This is a genomic window from Aeromonas sp. FDAARGOS 1407, from assembly GCF_019048725.1.
Classification (GTDB): domain Bacteria; phylum Pseudomonadota; class Gammaproteobacteria; order Enterobacterales; family Aeromonadaceae; genus Aeromonas; species Aeromonas enteropelogenes.
Genome location: NZ_CP077399.1, coordinates 2,489,135 through 2,508,259, shown reverse-complemented (window position 1 = coordinate 2,508,259; position 19,125 = coordinate 2,489,135). Strand labels below are relative to the sequence as shown.

26 protein-coding genes, 1 tRNA gene and 2 pseudogenes are annotated in these 19,125 nt (G+C 54.3%); 23 read left to right on the top strand and 6 right to left on the bottom strand.

All coding sequences use genetic code 11. From position 1 onward, the window contains the following. Positions 1–7: 7 nt before the first annotated feature. Positions 8–358: a helix-turn-helix domain-containing protein gene (locus I6L37_RS12105; RefSeq protein WP_076362329.1), complete on the bottom strand. Its 351-nt coding sequence runs from the start codon at positions 356–358 to the stop codon at positions 8–10. 246 nt (positions 359–604) lie between these two features. On the opposite strand from I6L37_RS12105, the gene I6L37_RS12100 reads away from it, so the two are divergent. The 21 genes and pseudogenes from I6L37_RS12100 to I6L37_RS12000 form a co-directional block, all read left to right on the top strand. Next, a complete protein-coding gene (locus I6L37_RS12100; RefSeq protein WP_123173866.1) occupies positions 605–928 on the top strand; it encodes a hypothetical protein in 324 nt (107 codons plus the stop codon). Between the two features lie 12 nt (positions 929–940). Next, positions 941–1,390, top strand: coding sequence for a hypothetical protein (locus tag I6L37_RS12095; protein WP_216991946.1), 450 nt, complete (start codon positions 941–943; stop codon positions 1,388–1,390). A gap of 83 nt (positions 1,391–1,473) precedes the next feature. Next, complete coding sequence (locus I6L37_RS12090) at positions 1,474–1,821, top strand: YkvA family protein (protein ID WP_216991945.1); 348 nt, start codon at positions 1,474–1,476, stop codon at positions 1,819–1,821. A 19-nt stretch (positions 1,822–1,840) separates the two neighbouring features. Then, complete coding sequence (locus I6L37_RS12085) at positions 1,841–2,266, top strand: DUF2787 domain-containing protein (protein WP_068982272.1); 426 nt, start codon at positions 1,841–1,843, stop codon at positions 2,264–2,266. 9 nt (positions 2,267–2,275) lie between these two features. Then, positions 2,276–2,704 (top strand): hypothetical protein, encoded by a 429-nt coding sequence (locus I6L37_RS12080; protein WP_216991944.1) that lies wholly within the window; start codon positions 2,276–2,278, stop codon positions 2,702–2,704. After that, a complete protein-coding gene (locus I6L37_RS12075; RefSeq protein ID WP_216991943.1) occupies positions 2,679–2,963 on the top strand; it encodes a hypothetical protein in 285 nt (94 codons plus the stop codon). The genes I6L37_RS12080 and I6L37_RS12075 overlap by 26 nt, the downstream gene beginning before the upstream one ends. 91 nt (positions 2,964–3,054) lie before the next feature. Further along, the gene (gene radC / locus I6L37_RS12070) at positions 3,055–3,552 is read left to right on the top strand and encodes a DNA repair protein RadC (RefSeq protein WP_216991942.1); all 498 of its coding nucleotides are present in this window, start codon (positions 3,055–3,057) and stop codon (positions 3,550–3,552) included. Continuing rightward, positions 3,549–3,740, top strand: coding sequence for a hypothetical protein (locus I6L37_RS12065; RefSeq protein ID WP_216991941.1), 192 nt, complete (start codon positions 3,549–3,551; stop codon positions 3,738–3,740). The genes radC and I6L37_RS12065 overlap by 4 nt, the downstream gene beginning before the upstream one ends. 24 nt (positions 3,741–3,764) lie before the next feature. Further along, a complete protein-coding gene (locus I6L37_RS12060) occupies positions 3,765–4,103 on the top strand; it encodes a hypothetical protein (RefSeq protein WP_216991940.1) in 339 nt (112 codons plus the stop codon). Positions 4,104–4,255: 152 nt separating this feature from the next. Further along, positions 4,256–4,762, top strand: a complete 507-nt coding sequence (locus I6L37_RS12055) for a hypothetical protein (RefSeq protein WP_216991939.1) — start codon at positions 4,256–4,258, stop codon at positions 4,760–4,762. Next, complete coding sequence (locus tag I6L37_RS12050) at positions 4,762–4,977, top strand: hypothetical protein (protein WP_216991938.1); 216 nt, start codon at positions 4,762–4,764, stop codon at positions 4,975–4,977. Before I6L37_RS12055 ends, I6L37_RS12050 begins: the two co-directional genes overlap by 1 nt. Beyond that, a complete protein-coding gene (locus I6L37_RS12045; protein ID WP_216991937.1) occupies positions 4,974–5,336 on the top strand; it encodes a hypothetical protein in 363 nt (120 codons plus the stop codon). Before I6L37_RS12050 ends, I6L37_RS12045 begins: the two co-directional genes overlap by 4 nt. A 79-nt stretch (positions 5,337–5,415) precedes the next feature. Next, on the top strand, positions 5,416–5,958 hold the full coding sequence (locus I6L37_RS12040) for a hypothetical protein (protein WP_216991936.1): 543 nt from the start codon (positions 5,416–5,418) through the stop codon (positions 5,956–5,958). Between the two features lies 1 nt (position 5,959). Beyond that, positions 5,960–6,301 (top strand): hypothetical protein, encoded by a 342-nt coding sequence (locus tag I6L37_RS12035; RefSeq protein ID WP_216991935.1) that lies wholly within the window; start codon positions 5,960–5,962, stop codon positions 6,299–6,301. A gap of 71 nt (positions 6,302–6,372) precedes the next feature. Further along, positions 6,373–6,681 (top strand): hypothetical protein, encoded by a 309-nt coding sequence (locus I6L37_RS12030; protein WP_216991934.1) that lies wholly within the window; start codon positions 6,373–6,375, stop codon positions 6,679–6,681. A gap of 115 nt (positions 6,682–6,796) precedes the next feature. Beyond that, entirely contained in the window at positions 6,797–7,042 is a 246-nt protein-coding gene (locus tag I6L37_RS12025; protein WP_254203484.1) for a hypothetical protein, read from the top strand. A gap of 38 nt (positions 7,043–7,080) precedes the next feature. Continuing rightward, positions 7,081–8,168 (top strand): IS3-like element ISAs22 family transposase gene (locus I6L37_RS12020; protein WP_088821966.1). Its coding sequence is split into 2 segments (ribosomal slippage): positions 7,081–7,333 and positions 7,333–8,168, totalling 1,089 coding nucleotides; the frame shifts between segments, so codons are not numbered across the junction. 336 nt (positions 8,169–8,504) lie between these two features. After that, positions 8,505–9,491, top strand: a complete 987-nt coding sequence (locus I6L37_RS12015; protein ID WP_216991933.1) for a DUF2860 family protein — start codon at positions 8,505–8,507, stop codon at positions 9,489–9,491. 252 nt (positions 9,492–9,743) lie between these two features. Continuing rightward, complete coding sequence (locus I6L37_RS12010) at positions 9,744–11,165, top strand: sensor domain-containing diguanylate cyclase (RefSeq protein ID WP_216991932.1); 1,422 nt, start codon at positions 9,744–9,746, stop codon at positions 11,163–11,165. A 100-nt stretch (positions 11,166–11,265) separates the two neighbouring features. Then, positions 11,266–11,625, top strand: a pseudogene (locus I6L37_RS12005) (transposase); the annotation flags it as partial. After that, positions 11,606–11,877, top strand: a pseudogene (locus I6L37_RS12000) (IS5/IS1182 family transposase); the annotation flags it as partial. The pseudogenes I6L37_RS12005 and I6L37_RS12000, both read left to right, overlap by 20 nt. Positions 11,878–12,265: 388 nt before the next feature. On the opposite strand, the gene I6L37_RS11995 reads toward I6L37_RS12000, so the two are convergent. Continuing rightward, positions 12,266–12,355, bottom strand: a tRNA-Ser gene (locus I6L37_RS11995). Between the two features lie 344 nt (positions 12,356–12,699). On the opposite strand from I6L37_RS11995, the gene I6L37_RS11990 reads away from it, so the two are divergent. Both I6L37_RS11990 and I6L37_RS11985 read left to right on the top strand, forming a co-directional pair. After that, positions 12,700–13,581: a L,D-transpeptidase family protein gene (locus I6L37_RS11990; RefSeq protein WP_224212280.1), complete on the top strand. Its 882-nt coding sequence runs from the start codon at positions 12,700–12,702 to the stop codon at positions 13,579–13,581. Between the two features lie 21 nt (positions 13,582–13,602). Then, positions 13,603–14,589, top strand: a complete 987-nt coding sequence (locus I6L37_RS11985) for a DUF481 domain-containing protein (RefSeq protein ID WP_216991931.1) — start codon at positions 13,603–13,605, stop codon at positions 14,587–14,589. Between the two features lie 76 nt (positions 14,590–14,665). Here I6L37_RS11985 and I6L37_RS11980 read toward each other — a convergent pair whose 3' ends face one another. From I6L37_RS11980 to I6L37_RS11965, 4 genes are all read right to left on the bottom strand, one after another. Continuing rightward, complete coding sequence (locus tag I6L37_RS11980) at positions 14,666–16,081, bottom strand: DASS family sodium-coupled anion symporter (protein ID WP_061475767.1); 1,416 nt, start codon at positions 16,079–16,081, stop codon at positions 14,666–14,668. 230 nt (positions 16,082–16,311) lie between these two features. Then, positions 16,312–17,037, bottom strand: a complete 726-nt coding sequence (locus I6L37_RS11975) for a MaoC family dehydratase (RefSeq protein ID WP_216991930.1) — start codon at positions 17,035–17,037, stop codon at positions 16,312–16,314. Between the two features lie 244 nt (positions 17,038–17,281). Continuing rightward, a complete protein-coding gene (gene rlmF, locus I6L37_RS11970) occupies positions 17,282–18,226 on the bottom strand; it encodes a 23S rRNA (adenine(1618)-N(6))-methyltransferase RlmF (RefSeq protein ID WP_216991929.1) in 945 nt (314 codons plus the stop codon). 151 nt (positions 18,227–18,377) lie between these two features. Further along, the gene (locus I6L37_RS11965; RefSeq protein WP_042027399.1) at positions 18,378–18,866 is read right to left on the bottom strand and encodes a C40 family peptidase; all 489 of its coding nucleotides are present in this window, start codon (positions 18,864–18,866) and stop codon (positions 18,378–18,380) included. Between the last annotated feature and the right edge of the window lie 259 nt (positions 18,867–19,125).

The following is a 19,125-nucleotide window of genomic DNA, read 5'->3' as shown; positions in this document are numbered from 1 at the left end:
CGGGTGATCAGCGGAGACGCGCCAACCGCTCCACCAACCGTTCTACCGTTTCCAGCAACAGGGTTCGGTCAGCATCATCGAGCCGAGCCAGTTGCTGGCTCAGCACAATGCCCTGCTCGGTTGGGCGGTTGCTGGTCTCGCGCAGAAAGTCCGCTAGCTCACAACCAAACAGTTGAGCGAGCTCCGCCAGCCGCACCACGGTCGGTACCACAATCCCTCGCTCCATTCGAGAGACAGCTTCCATCCCGATATTGAGGTGTTCCGCCACTTGCTCTTGCGTGAATCCAGCCTGAGTTCGCTTGTGGCTAATCGCCTTGCCGACGCTCTTAGCTAACAGCTCAAGGTTGATGTCTGTCATGGTTCCTCCAGTCAACCTATATGGTTGACCATGGACCCATTGACGATAAGGACTCAAAAAGGCGAGTATCAACTCAGTTGGTTGCAATTGGTCGTAAATCGATGATCGCTACGCTGACCGACTCACCGACAACAAACATCAATCCTCGTTTGTGGCATCCCCTCCCATCTCGGGTAAAGCGCTTTTACGCGAGCGGTTAGGGCGACTGCCATTGTTACTATTGCTCTGTTACATAAGGAAAAGTACATGGCTCGTTATCCCGTTATTGCCTCCCTCTTTTTTCTCGTCGTCACCATTTATTCACTCTGGACCGGTAGCTCCCCGCAGCTCGGGTTCTGGGGCCATATCTGGCACTTTGTCTTTGGCTCTCTGTTTACCTCACTTGGCCTGATGGGAGGGGAATTGTTCCGCCGATTTACCCAACCAGACATGCTGTTTGCTGATGGCGCACAGGAGATGTTCAAGAAGAAGCTGTTTTGGAAAGTTGGTCCCCAGCTCATCGGGGGCGTGGTGGGCTACATCGCGGCAGGTGGCTTTTTACAAAACGTGTTGGGTTACTACGTTGGATAAGGAGAGTTAACCATGAACAAATGTTGGATCACGTTGACGGCCATCCTGCTATGCAACAACGCCCTGGCCTATGGCGAGGCCGGACGCTGGAGCAGCGGCTGGGGTCAGGGCACCAGTGAATACACGGCGGTGGTCAACGAACAGAACCATCTCTATATCGCCTGTAATGACACCCGCAAAGTCAGCATGACGGCCACAGTGCAGGGCAAGGAGTACGGCTCTTATGCTGGGCAGGCTTTCTCCATCATCGTCGATGGCAGCCAATACGATGCGCCCTATGAGACCGAGTCCCGTGTCGGTGAGAACAATTTCTTCAACATGTGGGACAAGCTACGCAAGGCCAAGTCGATCCGCATTTTGACGGCTGACGGCAAGCAGCTGGCACTGCCGACCCAAGAGGTAGCCGCTGTACTGCCCGCCACCAATACCCCCGAGTTTGACTGCTTGATGTGGGACCAATAGTTCACACCCATTCCCATCCAAGAGGAGGCATTTGCCTCCTCTTTTCATTTCTTCCATTCACCGACTCTTGAAGGAGACACACTATGCCCCCCTGTATTCCCCCTGAATGCGAGCCGTTCGATCACCAAGGCTTTTGGCACAAACTCTGGGCCTTTGCCAAACGTGCCGGTCGGCCCTTTATCGAGACCTGCTTGCTGCTCTACTACACCAGCCAGAAGGATGACTTACCGCTCTGGGCCAAACTGCTGATCTACAGTGCGCTGGCCTACTTTATATCACCGATCGATGCGATCCCGGACGTGTTGCCGATGGGGCTCACCGATGACATCGCGGTACTGAGTGCAGCACTCGCCAGCATTGCCGCCTTTATTGATGAACAGATCCGTGCCCTTGTGGCCAGAAAAATGCGCGAGCTGTTCGGACAAGATTAACCCCCACAAGGAGTACATCATGACTATTCCCTTTTTCCGGGACGGCTTTGCCCTGCCCGTAGCCCAAGCATTGCTAGTTCTGCTCAACCAGGAAATTGCTAAAACCGAGCTCAATATCGATCGCTTAACCCAACTGACCTTCAACTTTCGCAATCCCGGCTACAGCGCCGAGCAAGGCGGCGTACACCCGGTCGAGATCCGACTGATCCGTGGGCTAGATGGCTGGCTGTTCGATTACGTCACCGACTTCAGCTACCAGGGGCAGGGCCAAGATGCTGAGCTCTGCAAGGAGCTCGATTTCAACTTCCTTGATGGGGAACACACCATGTTGGGCTGGGGACCGCTGCGGCTGGCCGAAGCGCGGGAATTGTTCGACATCTGGCAAAGCAACTTCATTGCCTACTGCCGGTTGGAATGCTTCAGCGTCACGGTCGCAGGAGATTAGGAGGTCACGATGAGCCAAGAATTAGCGCTCTCCCACTACTCACGCCAGTGGCTGGGACGAGTCGCCACAAGCGCCAAGCTAACCCCCATCCGCAGTGGTCAACGCTGGCTGCTGCACCTGACCCCGGATAACCCACCAGCCCGCACAGTCACCTTGCAAGTGCGTTGGTCTGGCGTGCAGTGGCAACTGCTCTCCCTCACTAATGCTGAGGACTGGCACACCATGAGCCAGCCGAGGGATGAGATCTGCATCGACCCCAAGCGAAGTTGTTTTTGGCGTTGCCAGGCAGGGCCGGTACCGCTCACCGATCAACCCCGCGTACTGGCCAACTTTCTGGCTGACCTGCAGCGTACATGCATTCATCACGGTTATTGCGTGGAGAGTGACCCCTTACCCCAAGAGGAGGCTAGCGATGTCCAAACAACCGATAGCCGTTGAGCTCGAAGCAATTAATCGAGATGGCGAGACGCAGGTGGTGCGTGACACGGGCCTACCCGTGCAGGGCTACAGCGTCTATCTGCGGGCTGTGGAGGCCAGTGGATTGGCGCTGGCCACCTGGGTCGCTGACTACGACACCATAGGACCGGCCTACCAACTGGCGGAACGGCTGAGTATTGCACTCGCTATCCCGCTCGCTGTGCTGGTCCCCGGAGCACTGATACCGGTACAGAGTGGCCCCGCAGCCACGGGCAACTGAACTACCCTCAAAGTGAACCAACAACATCTCTACCTTTGACCCCGACATACTTCATGCGTGCCGGGGTTTTGTTTATTTGGAGAATTCCACCATGCGTTACCACAAACTGAAAACCGGGGAATGCCCCGGCACCTATGTCATCACCGAGCCAGTGACCGAGCAAGACTTGCTGCGCATCGCCAACCAGATTGCCCGCAAGCGTTTGGCAAAAGGTACTGCCATCACCAGCACCACTGAGGCTGCAGAGCGGCTGCAAACCCTTCTGCAGGACCGGGAGCATGAAGTGTTCGGCGCCCTATTCCTCGACGCCCAACACAGGGTGATTGCCTTTGAGGAGCTGTTTCGCGGCACCTTGGACAGCGCCAGCATCTACCCACGGGAAGTGGTCAAGCGGGCCATACTGCTCAACAGTGGGGCCATCATCGCGGTGCACAATCACCCCAGCGGTGACCCTGAACCCAGTCAATCTGACCGGGTCTTCACCCAAGCCCTCAAAGAGGCCTTGGCGCTGGTCGATGTCCGGCTACTCGACCATCTGGTGGTCGGTGCTGAGGGCGTGGTATCCCTGGCCGAAAGAGGTCAGTTATGACTCTAAGCCCAGGTAAGTCATACCTCACCGCCTTCGATATCCTCCTCGAATTGCGCTGCTGGCTTGCTGACAGCCTCGAGATGCAGGCAGAGCCCGCCATCGTGGCTCACCTGCCGAGCGGCTACCAACTCACCCAGAGCGATTGTGTCGAAGCCATCGATGCGCTGCTGCATCAGCTGCGCCATTAGCCAACCCAAGAAGGGACACGCACCATGCGATTACCCAATCCCTATGCCCTTGAGAAAACGCTCGGGAAGCTACGCCATGGCCTGGCAGCCGTCAGCAACGAGGAGGCGCTGGCATTACTGGAAAAAGCCGTCACCAAGGCGCGTGATGACCGGCGTTATGCCAAGCAGCTTGAAGAGACCTTACTACGGGGATCCTCCATCGAGATACGCGAGTGTCTCAACTGCTTTGGCGACTACTTCGAGCGCTCCCGAGACAAACCGCCTTATTACCCGCACCACGATGCCGTCAATAGTATTGATTGTGCGCTCTACGCCATCCTGTTTGATGCGGCTCTCCCCGACACACTCCAGGATCACCAATAACGAACCGTCGATCGCCCAATAACATACATGCCGATCACGTTTCCACCCGATCACCCGGATCATCCGCGCCAACACCATGATCCGGATATTCCGATCCCCCAGCAAGGCCACCTCACCAAAGGTGGCCTTTTGCATTTCAAGGAGCTATTCCCATGCCTGCCTTCATGATCGATCGCAAGGACTACCTTGCCTTTGCCGTACAGCTACACCGCTTTTGCAATGCCCCGATGCCACCGCACTACACCCTTGAGTTGCTGCGCACTCTCTGGTGGATACCGCCAGCAGACACGACCAGTACCTGGACGTGGCGGGTAGACCGGTTAGCACGGCTGATGATGCTCGCCAACCGCCGGGCAGTCTGGCATCGCTATCAGTTAGGACGCCATCAAGAGCAGAAGGAACCACGCCAGCACTGCTCGACCAAGCTGGGACAGATTAAACCTGCTCACCGTTACCACCAGGCACCACTCACCGATAGCGAGCTGGTGGCGCTGTACAAATTCACCTGCTGCGCCCTGTACCAGTCGAGTGAATGGAGTGGGAGCCCCGAGCAGGCACCTCGGTTGGTCAAGGTAATACAGCAGTTGCAGCAGGCGCTTGCGCAAGACGTGCTGACCCGGCTGTCACTGTGGGAGCAAGCCCCTTGGGGAGAGATGTGATGAATATATCCATCACCCTGACCATGACGACTTCACCACCGGACGGTACAGCCCATATAGCCCAACGCATTGCCGATGACATGGCTCACCTGCATCACCATCTAGGGGATGGGGTCAGCGATGAACTGGGCATCAGCATCAGTTACCTCGTCGAACAGTTTGCGCTACTGGCAACGGCTTACCGTTTATCTGCAGAAAGGGAGAAACACCCATGATCGAATTTACCGACAGTTTTAGCCAGGCCGCAGTCGCGGAAGGCATATGTGCCCATCCAGCACTCGCCAAGCTCATCAGTCAGCAGTTGATGCTGCCGGGCTTTGCCTATGCCCACGATGTAGAGGGGCGGCGTATTGGTGGCCCGCTGGTGGCCCCCAACCCGGTGCTGCACAAAACCTCGCTCTTTGTCAGCCCACGGGATATGCGTGAGCACCTGCCACGTGAGATTAATTTCGCCCGATTTCGCTGCGCTTGTAATGCAGCGGGTCAACCGGTCGGTGAGTGGCAACAGGTAATTGTCGGGGCCTACGTCAACCACGGTAGTAATGACAAGCCGGATTGGAGTAGTCACACCTGAGCCACGGCCACCAGCACAAACAAGACCTTTAACCACCTCTCACACCGAGGGGCCGTTTGCATTTGAAGGACGCCCAACCATGCATGACTTGCGTGATTACAACACCCTCTCCGACCGACAGATAACCGCCGCCATTGGCCAGCTCAACCACAATACCGCGCCGAAGATAATGACCCACCTCGCATTGCGGGCCAGACAACCGCACCCGCTCGGCAATAGTCGCAGTCGAGCCAAGGCGCTCAAGCTGCTGCGCCGAGTCAAGAAAGCCCACAAGGCAGGCCGTATTCCGTTCGAGCTCACAGTGACCGGCTGCCGACTCGACCGGGGGAGCCATCAGGCTGACCGTTACTACTACGACCGCATGCTACTGGCTCAAGGTTGGCAGCAATACGATACCGAGGAAGATACCTTGTATTTCGGCATCTGGATTCACACAGAGAAGCTGGAAACCTTTACCTACGCCGAGGGGGATACCAGCCATGTGATTGCACCGAACGTCGAGACATTTCGTGCCGAACTGGCGCGGCTTTACCAGTACCACCCGCAAACCCCGGCGTTTATCAGCATTGACCCGGAAGCAGGCGTTGTGACCCGCCATTTTGAAGCCAAACCGGAGGTGTGACATGGCGAAAAACATCACCATCAAGGTGCCCGGCAAACATCCGCGAACCGGCAAGCTCACCACCTTTGAGCTAAAGGGCCAACGCATGGATATCGACATCGGCGGCCAAGCCGTGCCTTTCCTTATTAACGGGAGGGGCATCGGCACCTCGCTCACCCATATCCCGAGTGGCTACCGGATTGCCCTGCTCGGCGGTTGGCTCACCGCGCGTTACGCAATACCTGAGAATAAGCCCAATAGAACTGCCTGTGCCCAGATGGCCATAGACCGGCTGGTAGCCCAATACGGCTCGCTGCACCTGTTGGACCGACTCAATTGCAAGTCGGTTATCAATCAGATGTAACGCACTGTCCGTGCGCCCCTTCTCGCCAATGCCCTGAGGGCACGATAGCCCAGACAACAAGGAACGATGCAATGACCAACCCCCTACCTGTTTGTACCGATGCAACACCTAACCCACTGGCAGGCCATTCGGTGATGCAGATGCTGGATGTCGCCATGAGTTCCATCATCGGCGACTACGATGACGCAGACCTGGTACCAGAATGGCAATGGGTCAAGCGTATGGCCTCCCATGAACATGTCGGTGTGAAGGATGACTCTGCCTATGAGTTCACCCTGAACCTGGCCATGGATCTCGATACGATCCCGCCAGCGCTGCAACCCTTGATCACTGCCGCCCAGCTGATCGGTGTGAACTACATCCTGTTTTACAACGGCTAGCCACCGCGACCTGGTAGCGGTCAACAACCACAACAAGCCAGCCCCGCTCATCAACAAACAACATAAAGGGCCAGCCCTCACAGGCTGGCCCTTTGCATCATTGGAATCACCGAACATGACCCGTCTTATCACCGGGCTCGAGGTGCATCGCTATGCCCCCGAGCTTAACAAGCTGCATCTGTGCAATCGTCAGACGTTGCCAGCACCCGGCATCACCACCATCAGGCAAGCCAAAGCACGTCTGTTTGGCCGCTGGCTACCGGGGCATCAGGTAACCATCACCGTGAGTCATCCCAACTACGTAAATCTCTCCCGGCTCTACCGGGGGGGTAATCCCCCCGAAAAACTGAGGTGCTCATAAGTAGAATTTTCTCGTATCTTGAACGCAGGAGGTTCTACATGAAAACATCACGCTTTAGCGATGCACAGATCATCGCCATCCTCAAGCAGGCCGAGTCTGGTTCACCCGTCCCTGAGCTCTGCCGTGAGCATGGCATCAGCTCCGCCACCTTCTACAAGTGGCGCTCCAAATTCGGTGGCATGGATGCCTCTCTCATGGCGCGCCTCAAAGAGCTGGAAGAGGAAAATCGTCGCCTTAAGAAGATGTATGCCGAGGAGCGCCTAAAGGCTGAGATCATCTCCGAGGCGATGGCAAAAAAGTGGTGACGCCATCTGCCCGCAGGGAGATGGCGACCAAGGCTGTGGCTCATTACGCCATTTCTATCCGTCTGGCTTGCCAGGTGTTCAAGGTGAGCGAGGGTTGCTACCGTTATCAGCCCGTGCTGGCTGATGAAAACCAGGAAATTGCCGACTGGCTGCTGCGCCTCACCGCCAACCAGCGCAACTGGGGTTTCGGACTGTGCTTCCTGTACCTGCGTAACGTCAAAGGCTTTGGCTGGAACCACAAGCGGGTCTACCGGATCTATCGGGCGCTAGAGCTCAATCTGCGGATAAAACCCAAGAAGCGGCTAGTGCGGGCCAAGCCGGAGCCGTTGGCAGTCCCTGACCAACCGAATCACTGTTGGTCGATGGACTTTATGCATGACCAGCTCAGCGATGGTCGTTCGGTGCGGTTGTTTAATGTGATCGATGACTTCAATCGCGAAGCACTGTGCATCGAGGTGGATTTTTCCTTGCCTGCCTCGCGAGTCAAACGGGTGCTGGAGCAGGTTATCGAGTGGCGGGGCAAACCAGCCGCAATCCGCTGTGATAATGGTCCGGAATACATCAGCGAAGAGCTCAAGCAATGGGCGCAGCAGAAGAGGATTGCGCTGAGGTATATCCAGCCAGGCAACCCGCAGCAGAATGCCTACATAGAGCGATTTAACCGCACTGTGCGTTACGACTGGTTGGGCCATTACCTGTTTGAGTCACTGAATGAGTTACAGGAATTTGCCACGAACTGGCTGTGGGTTTATAACCATGAGCGGCCCAATATGGCGCTGGGCGGCTACACGCCGAAACAGCGCTTGGCACAGGCCGCATGACCTCTACTTTTGAGTGCTCCAAAAAATGGGGGGATTACCGAGCAGCCATGGGTATCTCTATATCGCTCTCTATGTCTCGTAAAAACGGGATGATAAATTCTACGAACGCTGCAGGATACAAATGAACGATATCGGTATCTCTTGGAAGACAGGGAATATGGTTCTCCCTACGGCGATGGCAGTACGTTCTGCGGTCCGTTATAGATCGCCATTCGGCTAATTGGACTGGGACATGAACACTTTGGGCTAAGCACAATTGAGAGATTGTATTGACAGCAACCATTAAGGTTAATCAACGTATAATTTCATTTCACACCTTCAATACGGAGTCATTTGATGCGCAACACCACACTTCTTGGCTTGGGTCTACTAATAACAAGTAATGCATATGCTAACTTGGGGGACATTCCAAAAGAGTCTGGCTGGTCTGGCTTTTTGCTGGGGGGCGTTAACACGCTCAATTATAAGTCCAACTTTTATAGTGGCGACGACAGTAAAGAACACATTGATAGCTTAGGTAACGCTGACAGCACCTCTACCGTCACCCCTCTGCTCAATGCCGACATTCGCTACACCTTCGCAGACACCCGGACCCAGGTATTTTTGGGGAACCTGATCCAGGATGCCATTCGCTTCGACTTTACTCAGCAACTGGGTATTCGTCAGGAGATGAGTGATAAAGGGATAGTGGCAGGCTCTGTGGTGTTCAATGCAATGCCCATTGAGCAGTGGAGCGATCCTTTTGCAATCGGAGTAACGCGCCAATCCACCGATATCAAATCCAAAGGTGTTCGGTTTGCTTGGGACAAGATTTGGGGTAGTAACTTCTACGGTAGCCTCACCACACGTAACATCGAGGTTGATGAGGAACGTAGTGGTAGTCAATTCGACGCCGCAACAGCAGCCAAGCTGGATCGTAACGGGAAAATGCATGCCATGGAGCTTTCTTACCAGTGGCATTTCGCCCCTGGTTACCTTCTGGAACCTGCGTTTATCTACCGCCAAGCAGACCTCGATGGCAGCGCACAGAGTTACGAGAGCAATGGCATGCAATTGACCTTTGCCAAGCGTGCTTCTCAGTGGTCGTTTGTCAGCAACGTCTATATGGGCCAAACCAAATATGATGAGGCAAATCCGATCTTCAATCAGCAGGCCGACTCGGACGAATTTGCTATCAATGGCACCTTCTTCTGGCATCGACTCTTTGGGATTGCCCCCCTTTCCGCAACGTTGACCGCAGGCTATGCCAAGTCTGATTCTGAGGTAGGTTTCTATGACACCGAATCGACTGTCCTCAGCACTGGTTTGCTCTATAATTTTTAATCCATCATATCGATAACGATATGTGCCACAGCGCTGAAGAAACGAGAGAATAAAAACCTCTCGTTTCTTACTTACGAAGACACTACACCTGAGGCATTACAGAATAATTACTAAAGAAATAATTACAATTAGATTTAAATACAATGAAGGTGGGTGCTGTAATGGACAAAAAAATATGATAAAAAACTAAACTATTTTTTGGTTAAATTCTCCATATTAATAGGCGCGTTAACCATATTTTTGTCAGCATATATGGCATTTTCAAGTTATCAAGGCACCGTTAAAGTGCGCCTTGATGGCTACGATAGAATGTTAAAAACACTAGATGCTTCGTATTTATTGAAGTTAGTGAGTGAAAACGAGCGTGAACTGGATATTCTGGTAAATAGTCTAGATGAAAACGCGATCAAGCAAGGTGCCTCAGCCATTAATTCACTATGGCCAATCGCGCATCGCATAAAAATGGAAGAGAATCACTTTATCTACTTCTATGGGATTGCTGAAAATAGAATAGATAGCTATCCGGCTTGGACACCTGGTTACGGTTTTGATGCCACTGAACGTCCATGGCATAAAATATTAGATGGTAGTACTGATGACTCTCAATGGATTGGGCCCTATCCTGAATTTGGTAGTGGTGAGTTAGTTTTAACTTTGGGGAAGAAAATAGTTGATTCAAGTGGAGGGGTACTAGGTCTGCTACTTGTTGACATGCCACTAGACAAGATTAATCAGACTTTAAAACATGCTCTAGGTGATCTCGATACCTCATTGTTTTTGCAAAATATAAAGACAGGGGGAATGTTGTCGATAGCAAACCCTGAATTATATAAACCAGAAGACATTAGCGGTTACAATAAAGACATATCTTTCAGTGGCTTAATAAATGGCGCAACTATAACTCACCCACTAGAATATGTCGAATGGCAACTAGGCATGTATATTCCGCAGAAACGCTTTGTGGCGGCACTTCAAACAGAATTGAGCAAAGTGCTACTCCCTATTTGCATAGTGGCTCTAATTGTTTGGCTAGGTGTTTTTTCTTTAATTCGTGTTGTTCGTCAAGAACAAACAGTTCTTCTTGAACGACTCAGGCGGATTGATGAGGACTCTTGTGTATTGCAGCCTCATGATGTTATAAATATATCATGGTTCATCGGTAAAAGTTTATCCGAAATAGATAAAATTAAAAACCGATATAATCAAAACAGGCAAGAATTAAGGTTAGATCCACTCACGGGAATTTTAAACCGCAGAGCATTTGAGCAGGATGTAGAGTCCCTGAGAAACGAATCACTACCACATTCGCTACTCTTAATTGATCTCGATAAATTCAAATCAATAAATGATAATTTGGGACATCAGGTTGGAGACTTAGTTTTATGCCGAGTAGCCGATAGCTTAGTTTCAACTCTTGGCTTGGAGAGAGTATATCGTATTGGTGGTGATGAGTTTGCAGCTTTACTTCCCATGGGAAAAGATAATGTTACGACGCAAGTAGAATTGTTAATGCATCATGTTAGACATCTTAAATGGCGTGAGCATGATTGCTCTGTAACACTTAGTATCGGTATAGCAAGTGGCCCTGGGGATCCTGCAAAGATATTTTCAGATGCGGACTCCGCTCTTTATCGTAGTAAGAAGGATGGGCGTGATTGCTGGAGCTTTGCCTGATATACGGCGTTGTTAATGGAATGGTCGCCCCTACCCAAAACGGCATCTGAAGTGCCACAGTGGCGAGTGTACGTTCCCACTGATGAGAGAGGCGACCACCATGATGGCGACGACAATCGGCATAGATTTGGCAAAAGAGGTGTTCCAGGTGGACGGGCACGGTAAGCGGTTGTTCAACAAGCAACTCAAGCGTTCACAAATAGCCTCCTTTTTTGCCAATATCCCACCCTGCTTGATCGGCATGGAGGCGTGTGCCTCCTCTCACTACTGGGCCAGCACCCTGATGTTGTTAGGGCATACTGTCAAACTGATGACACCCCAGTTCGTCAAACCCTATGTCAAAACCAACAAGCACGATGCTGCGGACGCAGAAGCTATCTGCAAAGCCGTGACTCGACCTAACATGCGGTTCGTCCCTGTCAAATCCCCGGAGCAACAAGCCGTGCTGGCACTGCATCGTCAGCAAGCGATCACGCACAGTGACGGTCGCTTATCGACAACCCCCAAAGGGACGCATTACCGACTGGGTTATCGACTCAACTGAGCTGAAGGTATTTAGTGAAGGCGAATGGAAGGTCAGAAAACACGGCGCTGAAACCGTAATAGGCGGAGTGGCTGGCGCAAGTTACATCTGGCGGTAGACCCAGTGACCTACGATATCGTGGCGACGATTCAGATAGTTGAACCGCTGGAGACCATGCCTACCTCGCTGAAGCGCTTAGCAATGAGTATCTGCAATAGCATGCCACCAAAAACCTATCTTTGCTTGCATGCCCACTTTCTGGCGTAACATAGCGAGCAACCGGCACGTGCTCAACTCGTGGTAGCGCCAATCAAGATTGGCAGCAACGGGCCGTGTCCTTCGGCAGCGGCAAGAAGTACAAACAGTGTGGTTTGCACGGAGCAACAACATAGATAACAAGAGAGGGCCAATGGCCCTCTCTTGTTTTGGGTAACTTGAAGGGAATAGTGGTTATGACCTGTCCAAAGGAGTGCTATCGAGGAGTAAGACAACCAACACTGAATGGCATACTGAATGGCATACCAGAAAAACAATTAAATAAAAAAACCAACAAAATCAATGGCTTTAACTTGATGTATGGCGGAGAGACAGGGATTCGAACCCTGGGTGGTATTGCTACCACAATTGATTTCGAGTCAATCCCGTTCGGCCACTCCGGCATCTCTCCGTGAGGAGAGTTTTTACCCAAGGTGCCCGGAGAATGCAATAAAAATATCTTTAATATCAAACGACTGAACATAAAAGGAGCGCCAGGCTTTCTCTCGGTGTGTTCCGGACGAAAACCCATTTTGTCTTCATATTGCCGGCAACATGACAGAAATGACCGCGTTCAGGCCGGTTACGCCCCCTCTACAGCATGGAACCCAGTAGGCAGACTGGAAATCCTCGGCCGATTCAGGAACAATCGGCGTCCCTCCTTGGCGAAATGACGACATGTCCGCCCCGATATAAAGACGTGAATTGATGGAAAGCCTCATGCCGATAAAATCTGCTCTCTCCTTCCTGCTGACCATGACCATGCTCTGCACCACTCAGGTGCTGGCCCAGACCTACCCGCTCCCGCCCGCCAACAGCCGTCTGATCGGCGAGCTGGAAGACTACATAGTCCAACCCAACGATCATCTGGAACTGGTCGGGAAAAATACCCACACCGGTTTTTTGGCACTGCTTGAGGCCAACCCGGGTGTTGATCCCTATCTGCCCACCCCGGGCACCCGGCTGACCCTGCCCACCCAGATGCTGCTGCCCGATGTGCCCCGGGAGGGCATAGTCATCAACCTGCCCGAGCTGCGTCTCTACTACTTCCCCAAGGGGAAGGACGAGGTGATCGTGCTGCCCATCGGGATTGGCGATGTCGGCCGTGAAACCCCGGAGATGACGACTACCATCATCGAGAAAAAGCCGAACCCGACCTGGGTGCCCGGCCCCATGGTGCGCAAGTCCTGGCTGGAACAAAAAGGGATCTCCCTGCCGGCAGTCGTTCCCCCCGGCCCTGAAAACCCCCTTGGCAAATTCGCCATGCGGCTGGGCTATGGCAACCGGGATTATCTGATCCACGGCACCAACAAGGAGTTTGGCGTCGGTTTGCGGGTCAGCGCCGGCTGCATCCGTCTGCGTCCGGATGACATAGAGTCGCTGTTCAAGATAGTGCCCGTCGGCACACCGGTACGGGTCATCAACCAGCCGGTCAAGGTCGCCATCGAACCCGATGGCCGGCGCTGGCTGGAGGTGCACTCGCCCCTGTCCCGTACCGAGGAAGAACTCGAAAATGGCGCCCCTCTGGTTCTGTCACCAGCCATCGAGCAATTTATCAGCGCGCCCGAGGTCACTCAGGCCGATGTCACCGCCGCACTGGACAGCAAGAACGGGCTGCCCCGACCCATCAGCGGCTAAGTACCGGAGTCATCATTGCTCATGAGATACCTGCTCCTCCTGTTCATGCTGGCAAGCCCCCCCTCATGGGCCAAGGACATTCTCTGGATGCGCAACGGCGATCGCCTGACCGGAACCATAGAGGAGATCACCGATGAGTCGGTGCGCATCGCCCTGCCCTATAGCCAGGCCGTGACGATCAAACGGGAAGCAGTCAAACGCTGGCGGCTGGAGAAGCAGGACAAACCCAGAGCCACGGCCAAGGGGGGCATACCGCTGTTTCAGGGGGATGAGGATGAGCGCAATGCCTGGCTCTGGACCGGTAATGGCGATCTCAATATCAAGCTCAAGGAGAACGAGACCCGCACCAACGACATCAACATCAAGGGCAAGACGGAGGTCGCCAACCTCGACTGGCGTTACAGCCTGTCAGGGGAGTACAACTACGAAACCGCCAATGGCGAGACCAACAGTCACGACTATAAACTCAACCCGACCCTGGACTTTTTCTTCAACAATCACTGGTTTGTCCGCAACTCCCTCAATGCCGAGTACGACATGCTGGATGAGAACTACCTCCAATTGGACTTCAGCTCGGGCCCCGGTTACCGTTTCTGGAACGACAAGCGCAGGCGGCTCGAACTGATTGCCCAGGCGGGCATACAGCGCACCTATTTTCGCGACGGCAGCTGGACAGGCCTGCGTCTGTTTGATTCCCGCATCATCAGCTACCCCATCGGCAGCCTGGGCTGGGATTACCGTCAGCCATTCTCGCTCTGGCAACAGCAGTTAGAACTGTTCAGCAAGGGGACTTATTTGAAGTATCTGTCACAGCCGTCCCCCTATGTCACCCTGGAGCAGGATATCAATGGCAGCATAGGATTACGTTACTACCTCAACGACAATATCCGCCTCTCCTGGTCGAGTGAGCTCGACTGGCAGGATGGGGATATCCGGTATGAGGGGGTAGAGCAAAGCCTCAAGGAGAGCGAGATCCGCCACCTGATCAGCCTGGGTGCCAGTTTCTAGGCAAGCGACTGTCAAATACAGCCATATAAAGAAGGGGAGCCGTGATGGCTCCCCTTTACTATTGCATGACCCGGGTTCAAATCAGACCCCAGGCGGCAATCTGGTAGATCCACACCATGGCCAGAACAGTGCCAACCAACCCCATGATGACGCCGATCCGCACCATCTGGTGGCTCTCCACCAGACCGGTCGCGTGGGCCAGCGCATTGGGGGGCGTACTGATCGGCAAGGACATGCCAAGGGATACCGAAATGGTGACTGCCAGGATCAGGGTGTGGCTGCCCCCCCACTCGGCCAGTCCCGGCATGCTGACGGCCAGCGCCGCCACCAGTGGCAACAGCAGGTTGGCCGTCGCCGTATTGGACATGAAGTTGGCCATCACTACCGCCAGCAGACAGGCCCCTACCAGCACCACCAAAGTAGAGTATTCATGGAACGGGATATGGGTGATCAGCCGCTCCGCCAATCCGGAATCCTCCAGCGCCAGACCCAGCGCGATACCGCCCGATACCAGCCACAACACGTCCAGAGAGATCCTGTGCAAATCCTCCTTGGTGATAATGCCCGTGATGAGGAATACCGCCACCGGGATCATGGCGACCACATAGGAGCTCATGCCGTGCAGGTCACCCATCAGCCACAACACTATGGTGAGGATAAAAGTGAGGTAAACCACCCAGGCCCGGGGCGTTTGCATGAAGCGCCCCTCAATCTTGAGATCCATCTGCTTGAGCTGGCTGGGATAGAAACGCCCAAGCAGGAACCAGCCAAGCAGCAGCAACAGCACCACGAAGGGCACCGCAAATCCCATCCACTGACCAAAGGAGATGGCATGCTCACCGGTCAGGTACTTGAGAGCTACGGCGTTGGGGGGCGTGCCAATTGGTGTGCCTATCCCCCCCAGGTTGGCCGCCAGGGGAATCGCCAGCACAAACCCGATCTTGGCGGGATCCTTGTCGGGAAACACCGCCAATACCGGCGCCAGGATCGCCAGCATCATGGCCGTGGTCGCGGTATTGCTCATGAACATGGAGAAGGTCGCGGTGATCAGCATGAGACCCAGCATGACGACACGCGGATTGCGCCCGAAGGGGCGCAGCAGCACCCGGGCCAGGTTCACGTCCAGATGATATTTGGTCGCGGCGATGGCCAGAAAGAAGCCACCGAGAAACAGCATGATGACCGGGGAGGCGAAGGTGGCCATGATCTCGGTCGAGGTCAGCAAGGTGCCAAAGCCGGTCTCGCCCTTGTCGGCCGTCATGAACCAGAGCCCCTTGTCAGAGAGCAGCAGCAGCTCCAGCACTATGATCAGGACCGAGGTGGCGAAGATGGGAATGGGCTCGAGGATCCAGCACAGTGCGGCCAGCACGAAGATGGCGACAACCCGCTGCTCCACCACTGTGATCCCCTCCAACGGGATCCAATGGGTCGGGATCAGCAGGATAAACAGACTGAGCAGCACAGGCAGAATAATCTTGTGATTAATTGGCACTATTTTCTCCAGGATAGGGAGCAAGGATTCAATAGTGGCATAAAATGCTATCTCATCAGTTCGCCGTCTTATCAAAATGAGAGCTGGCTAACTGCGACGACACCGTTTTTGTGAGTCATATCAAGCTGTTCATGACACTGGCTGTCATGGGCAGATCACCCTCTCTTCGCTGGATACAAAAACGGACCCGACAAAGCGGGCCCGTTCAACGATTCACTGCGAAGACGTGATTAAAAATAGATGCGGGTCACCGACTCGATGACGCAGCCGGGACGGCGGATCCCTTCGATCTCCACCTTGATCTCCTTGAGCAGCTCCAGCCCGCCCTTGATGGGGATGACGCGAGCCAGTTTGGTGCGCGCGCGGATATTGCTCTCCACCTTGATGGGATAGGGGAAACGCACCTGGTCGAGGCCAAAGTTCACCACCATGCGAGCGGTGGGAAACTCGGGAGTGCTCTCGTCGACCGAACCGGTCAACTGCGGCAGCAACGCCAAAGTCAGGAAGCCGTGGGCGATGGTGGTCTTGAAGGGCGACTCGGCGGCGGCACGCTCGGGATTGGTGTGGATCCACTGGTGATCCCCCGTCACCGCAGCAAACTGATCGATCATCTGCTGGCTGACATGGAGCCATTCACCGACGTGAGTCTCTTCACCGATACGGCCCTGCAACTCGGCATAGAGTGCGGCAGCGGCCTCGTCCAGCTCGATGGCCGGCTCCTGCACCATGGCAGGCTGGCCATTGGCAACCTGGGCGACGGCGACGGACTCTTGCTGCTGGCCGTGCTGGGTTTCACCGTGAGGATCGAGCACGCGCCCCAGCAAAGGATGCAGGTGTGCCTTTTGCTGAAACTCACGCCAGTAGTCGCGGATCGCCGGAGAGAGCCAATCCTTGAGCTCAAAGGGGTGCTGCGCCAAAATTTCGCGCTTGTGCTTCAGAAAATCGACAACTTTCATCTACCGATCCCTATTCGATTCAATGCCTATAAGAGGTCTAACCAGTCCTATTTTATTAAAGTTACAGGTGAAAGTGCAAAAAAATCTCGGCGTACAACTGTACCAAGGCGAAAGTGACTACTTACAGGCCCTAAATAAAGATAATCTGCCAAGCTGGGTTCGGATGGCAAAACGCCTTGATTTAGCTAAAAAACAACCAAAAAAATCATCAAAAAAGGCCCTGTCGGGCCTTGTGAAAAACAACTCATCGGGTTCTGGACCACCAGGCTGTTCGAGCGGCCTTGTCGAGGAACGTCCAGGCCAATACCCGGCTGATCTTGTTCCCCTGTGCCATGTCGATGACCCGCACGTCGACGGCGCCGACCCGACCCAACGCTTTTTTCGCCGCAGGCAAGTTCTCTTTCTTCGAAACCAGGGAGCTGAACCAGAGGCACTGGCCGGCAAACTCCCTGCTTTGACCAATCATGTTGGCCAGAAAGGCCGCCTCGCCTCCCTCGCACCAGAGCTCGGCCTTCTGACCGCCGAAATTGAGCACCGGCTTGCCCGCCTCTCCTTTGCCCAGATTGCGCAGCTTGCGCTCGGTTCCCTTGCTCGCCTCCTCCAGCGAGGCGTGAAACGGCGGGTTGCAAAGGGTCAGCGAAAACTGCTCCCTGGGCCCAATGATGCCGCGAAAAACCTGCCTGGCATTGGTCTGCAGGCGACATTCGATCTGTTTGCCGAGGCCATTGCTGGCGGCCAGCAGGGTCGCTGCCTTGACCGATACGGGATCGATATCCGCCCCCACGAAGCGCCAGCCATACTCTCGAGCCCCCAGCAGTGGATAAATGCAGTTCGCACCGACCCCGATATCCAGCACCCGTACCTGTTTGCCGGTGGGCACCTCCCCTGCACTCTCGGCCAGAAGATCCGCCACTCGATGCAGATAGTCGACGCGCCCCGGGATGGGCGGGCAAAGATAACCGGCGGGCAGATCCCAATGAGCAATGCCATAGTGACGTGCCAGCAGCGCCTTGTTCAGCGCCTTGACGGCCAACGGATCGGCAAAGTCGATGGTGCGTTTGCCATAGTCGTTGGTGAACACATGGGCTGCCAGCTCGGGAGTCACCAGACAGAGTGCCTCAAGGTCGTAACCCTCCTGATGACGGTTGCGGGGATGGAGTCCGGATTTGCGGTCACTGTGCGATGTCATATTGGGTCTGCCGAGGAAAAACGGGGGCCACACTATAGTGACTTGAGGCGGTAAAGTCTAAATGATGGCCATAAAAAACCGGGCTGCGAGAGCCCGGTTCAAGTGAGGTTGGAAAAACAGTCCGTACCGCGAGCCGTTTGTCCAGCCTGACTCAGATATCGATCCGGCGTGCCTGCCAGAACTTGCTGCGCCAGTAGGCACTGTCGAGCTTGGAGCGCGTTACCCCGGCTCGGGTGGAGGCGTGGATGAACTCGCCATTGCCCACATAGATGCCGACATGATTGAGGCGACGATTGATCTTGAAGAAGACCAGATCCCCTTCGACCAGATCCTGCTTGGCGACGCGAGCGCCTTCATGAACCTGGGAGCGGGTATCCCGGGGCAATTCGATGCCGATGGCATTGCGGAATACTTCGCGGGTGAATGCCGAGCAATCGATACCACGTTCAGTGGTGCCACCATAACGGTAGGGCGTACCGCGCCACTCTTTGTACACGGTCAGAATTTCGTTCACATCCGGTGTTTGCGACGGTTCCGGTTCGACAACGGGTTCCATCATGGCAACTTCAATCTTGCTCGCGACCTCGGGCTGGGGTGCCGAAGCACAACCCACCATACCGAGCGCGACCAGCAGTAGCATCAGGTGGCGCAATCCTTTATCCCCGTAAAAACGTAAATCTTGTTAAAATACGGCCCCAAAGGGCAATTCATAAGGCAACAGCACTCGACTATATCCAAGAATTCTATCGAGGCAAGTGAAAATCCCTATCGAGGTCACATTTTTGCAAGTAAATGCGTTGTTTTTCATAATTAATGTGATCATGAACAAACAATATACAATCCCCGAAATGGCCTCGGGCCTCATAGAAAACTGACTTTTATCCCTGTTTCAGCCCCTT

Bases quoted from the DNA above. Each gene is read 5' to 3' on its own strand.
- I6L37_RS12105 (WP_076362329.1), bottom strand. From the start codon at position 358: ATGACAGACATCAACCTTGAGCTGTTAGCTAAGAGCGTCGGCAAGGCG.
- I6L37_RS12100 (WP_123173866.1), top strand. From the start codon at position 605: ATGGCTCGTTATCCCGTTATTGCCTCCCTCTTTTTTCTCGTCGTCACC.
- I6L37_RS12095 (WP_216991946.1), top strand. From the start codon at position 941: ATGAACAAATGTTGGATCACGTTGACGGCCATCCTGCTATGCAACAAC.
- I6L37_RS12090 (WP_216991945.1), top strand. From the start codon at position 1,474: ATGCCCCCCTGTATTCCCCCTGAATGCGAGCCGTTCGATCACCAAGGC.
- I6L37_RS12085 (WP_068982272.1), top strand. From the start codon at position 1,841: ATGACTATTCCCTTTTTCCGGGACGGCTTTGCCCTGCCCGTAGCCCAA.
- I6L37_RS12080 (WP_216991944.1), top strand. From the start codon at position 2,276: ATGAGCCAAGAATTAGCGCTCTCCCACTACTCACGCCAGTGGCTGGGA.
- I6L37_RS12075 (WP_216991943.1), top strand. From the start codon at position 2,679: ATGTCCAAACAACCGATAGCCGTTGAGCTCGAAGCAATTAATCGAGAT.
- radC (WP_216991942.1), top strand. From the start codon at position 3,055: ATGCGTTACCACAAACTGAAAACCGGGGAATGCCCCGGCACCTATGTC.
- I6L37_RS12065 (WP_216991941.1), top strand. From the start codon at position 3,549: ATGACTCTAAGCCCAGGTAAGTCATACCTCACCGCCTTCGATATCCTC.
- I6L37_RS12060 (WP_216991940.1), top strand. From the start codon at position 3,765: ATGCGATTACCCAATCCCTATGCCCTTGAGAAAACGCTCGGGAAGCTA.
- I6L37_RS12055 (WP_216991939.1), top strand. From the start codon at position 4,256: ATGCCTGCCTTCATGATCGATCGCAAGGACTACCTTGCCTTTGCCGTA.
- I6L37_RS12050 (WP_216991938.1), top strand. From the start codon at position 4,762: ATGAATATATCCATCACCCTGACCATGACGACTTCACCACCGGACGGT.
- I6L37_RS12045 (WP_216991937.1), top strand. From the start codon at position 4,974: ATGATCGAATTTACCGACAGTTTTAGCCAGGCCGCAGTCGCGGAAGGC.
- I6L37_RS12040 (WP_216991936.1), top strand. From the start codon at position 5,416: ATGCATGACTTGCGTGATTACAACACCCTCTCCGACCGACAGATAACC.
- I6L37_RS12035 (WP_216991935.1), top strand. From the start codon at position 5,960: ATGGCGAAAAACATCACCATCAAGGTGCCCGGCAAACATCCGCGAACC.
- I6L37_RS12030 (WP_216991934.1), top strand. From the start codon at position 6,373: ATGACCAACCCCCTACCTGTTTGTACCGATGCAACACCTAACCCACTG.
- I6L37_RS12025 (WP_254203484.1), top strand. From the start codon at position 6,797: ATGACCCGTCTTATCACCGGGCTCGAGGTGCATCGCTATGCCCCCGAG.
- I6L37_RS12015 (WP_216991933.1), top strand. From the start codon at position 8,505: ATGCGCAACACCACACTTCTTGGCTTGGGTCTACTAATAACAAGTAAT.
- I6L37_RS12010 (WP_216991932.1), top strand. From the start codon at position 9,744: ATGGCATTTTCAAGTTATCAAGGCACCGTTAAAGTGCGCCTTGATGGC.
- I6L37_RS11990 (WP_224212280.1), top strand. From the start codon at position 12,700: ATGACCATGCTCTGCACCACTCAGGTGCTGGCCCAGACCTACCCGCTC.
- I6L37_RS11985 (WP_216991931.1), top strand. From the start codon at position 13,603: ATGAGATACCTGCTCCTCCTGTTCATGCTGGCAAGCCCCCCCTCATGG.
- I6L37_RS11975 (WP_216991930.1), bottom strand. From the start codon at position 17,037: ATGAAAGTTGTCGATTTTCTGAAGCACAAGCGCGAAATTTTGGCGCAG.
- rlmF (WP_216991929.1), bottom strand. From the start codon at position 18,226: ATGACATCGCACAGTGACCGCAAATCCGGACTCCATCCCCGCAACCGT.
- I6L37_RS11965 (WP_042027399.1), bottom strand. From the start codon at position 18,866: ATGCTACTGCTGGTCGCGCTCGGTATGGTGGGTTGTGCTTCGGCACCC.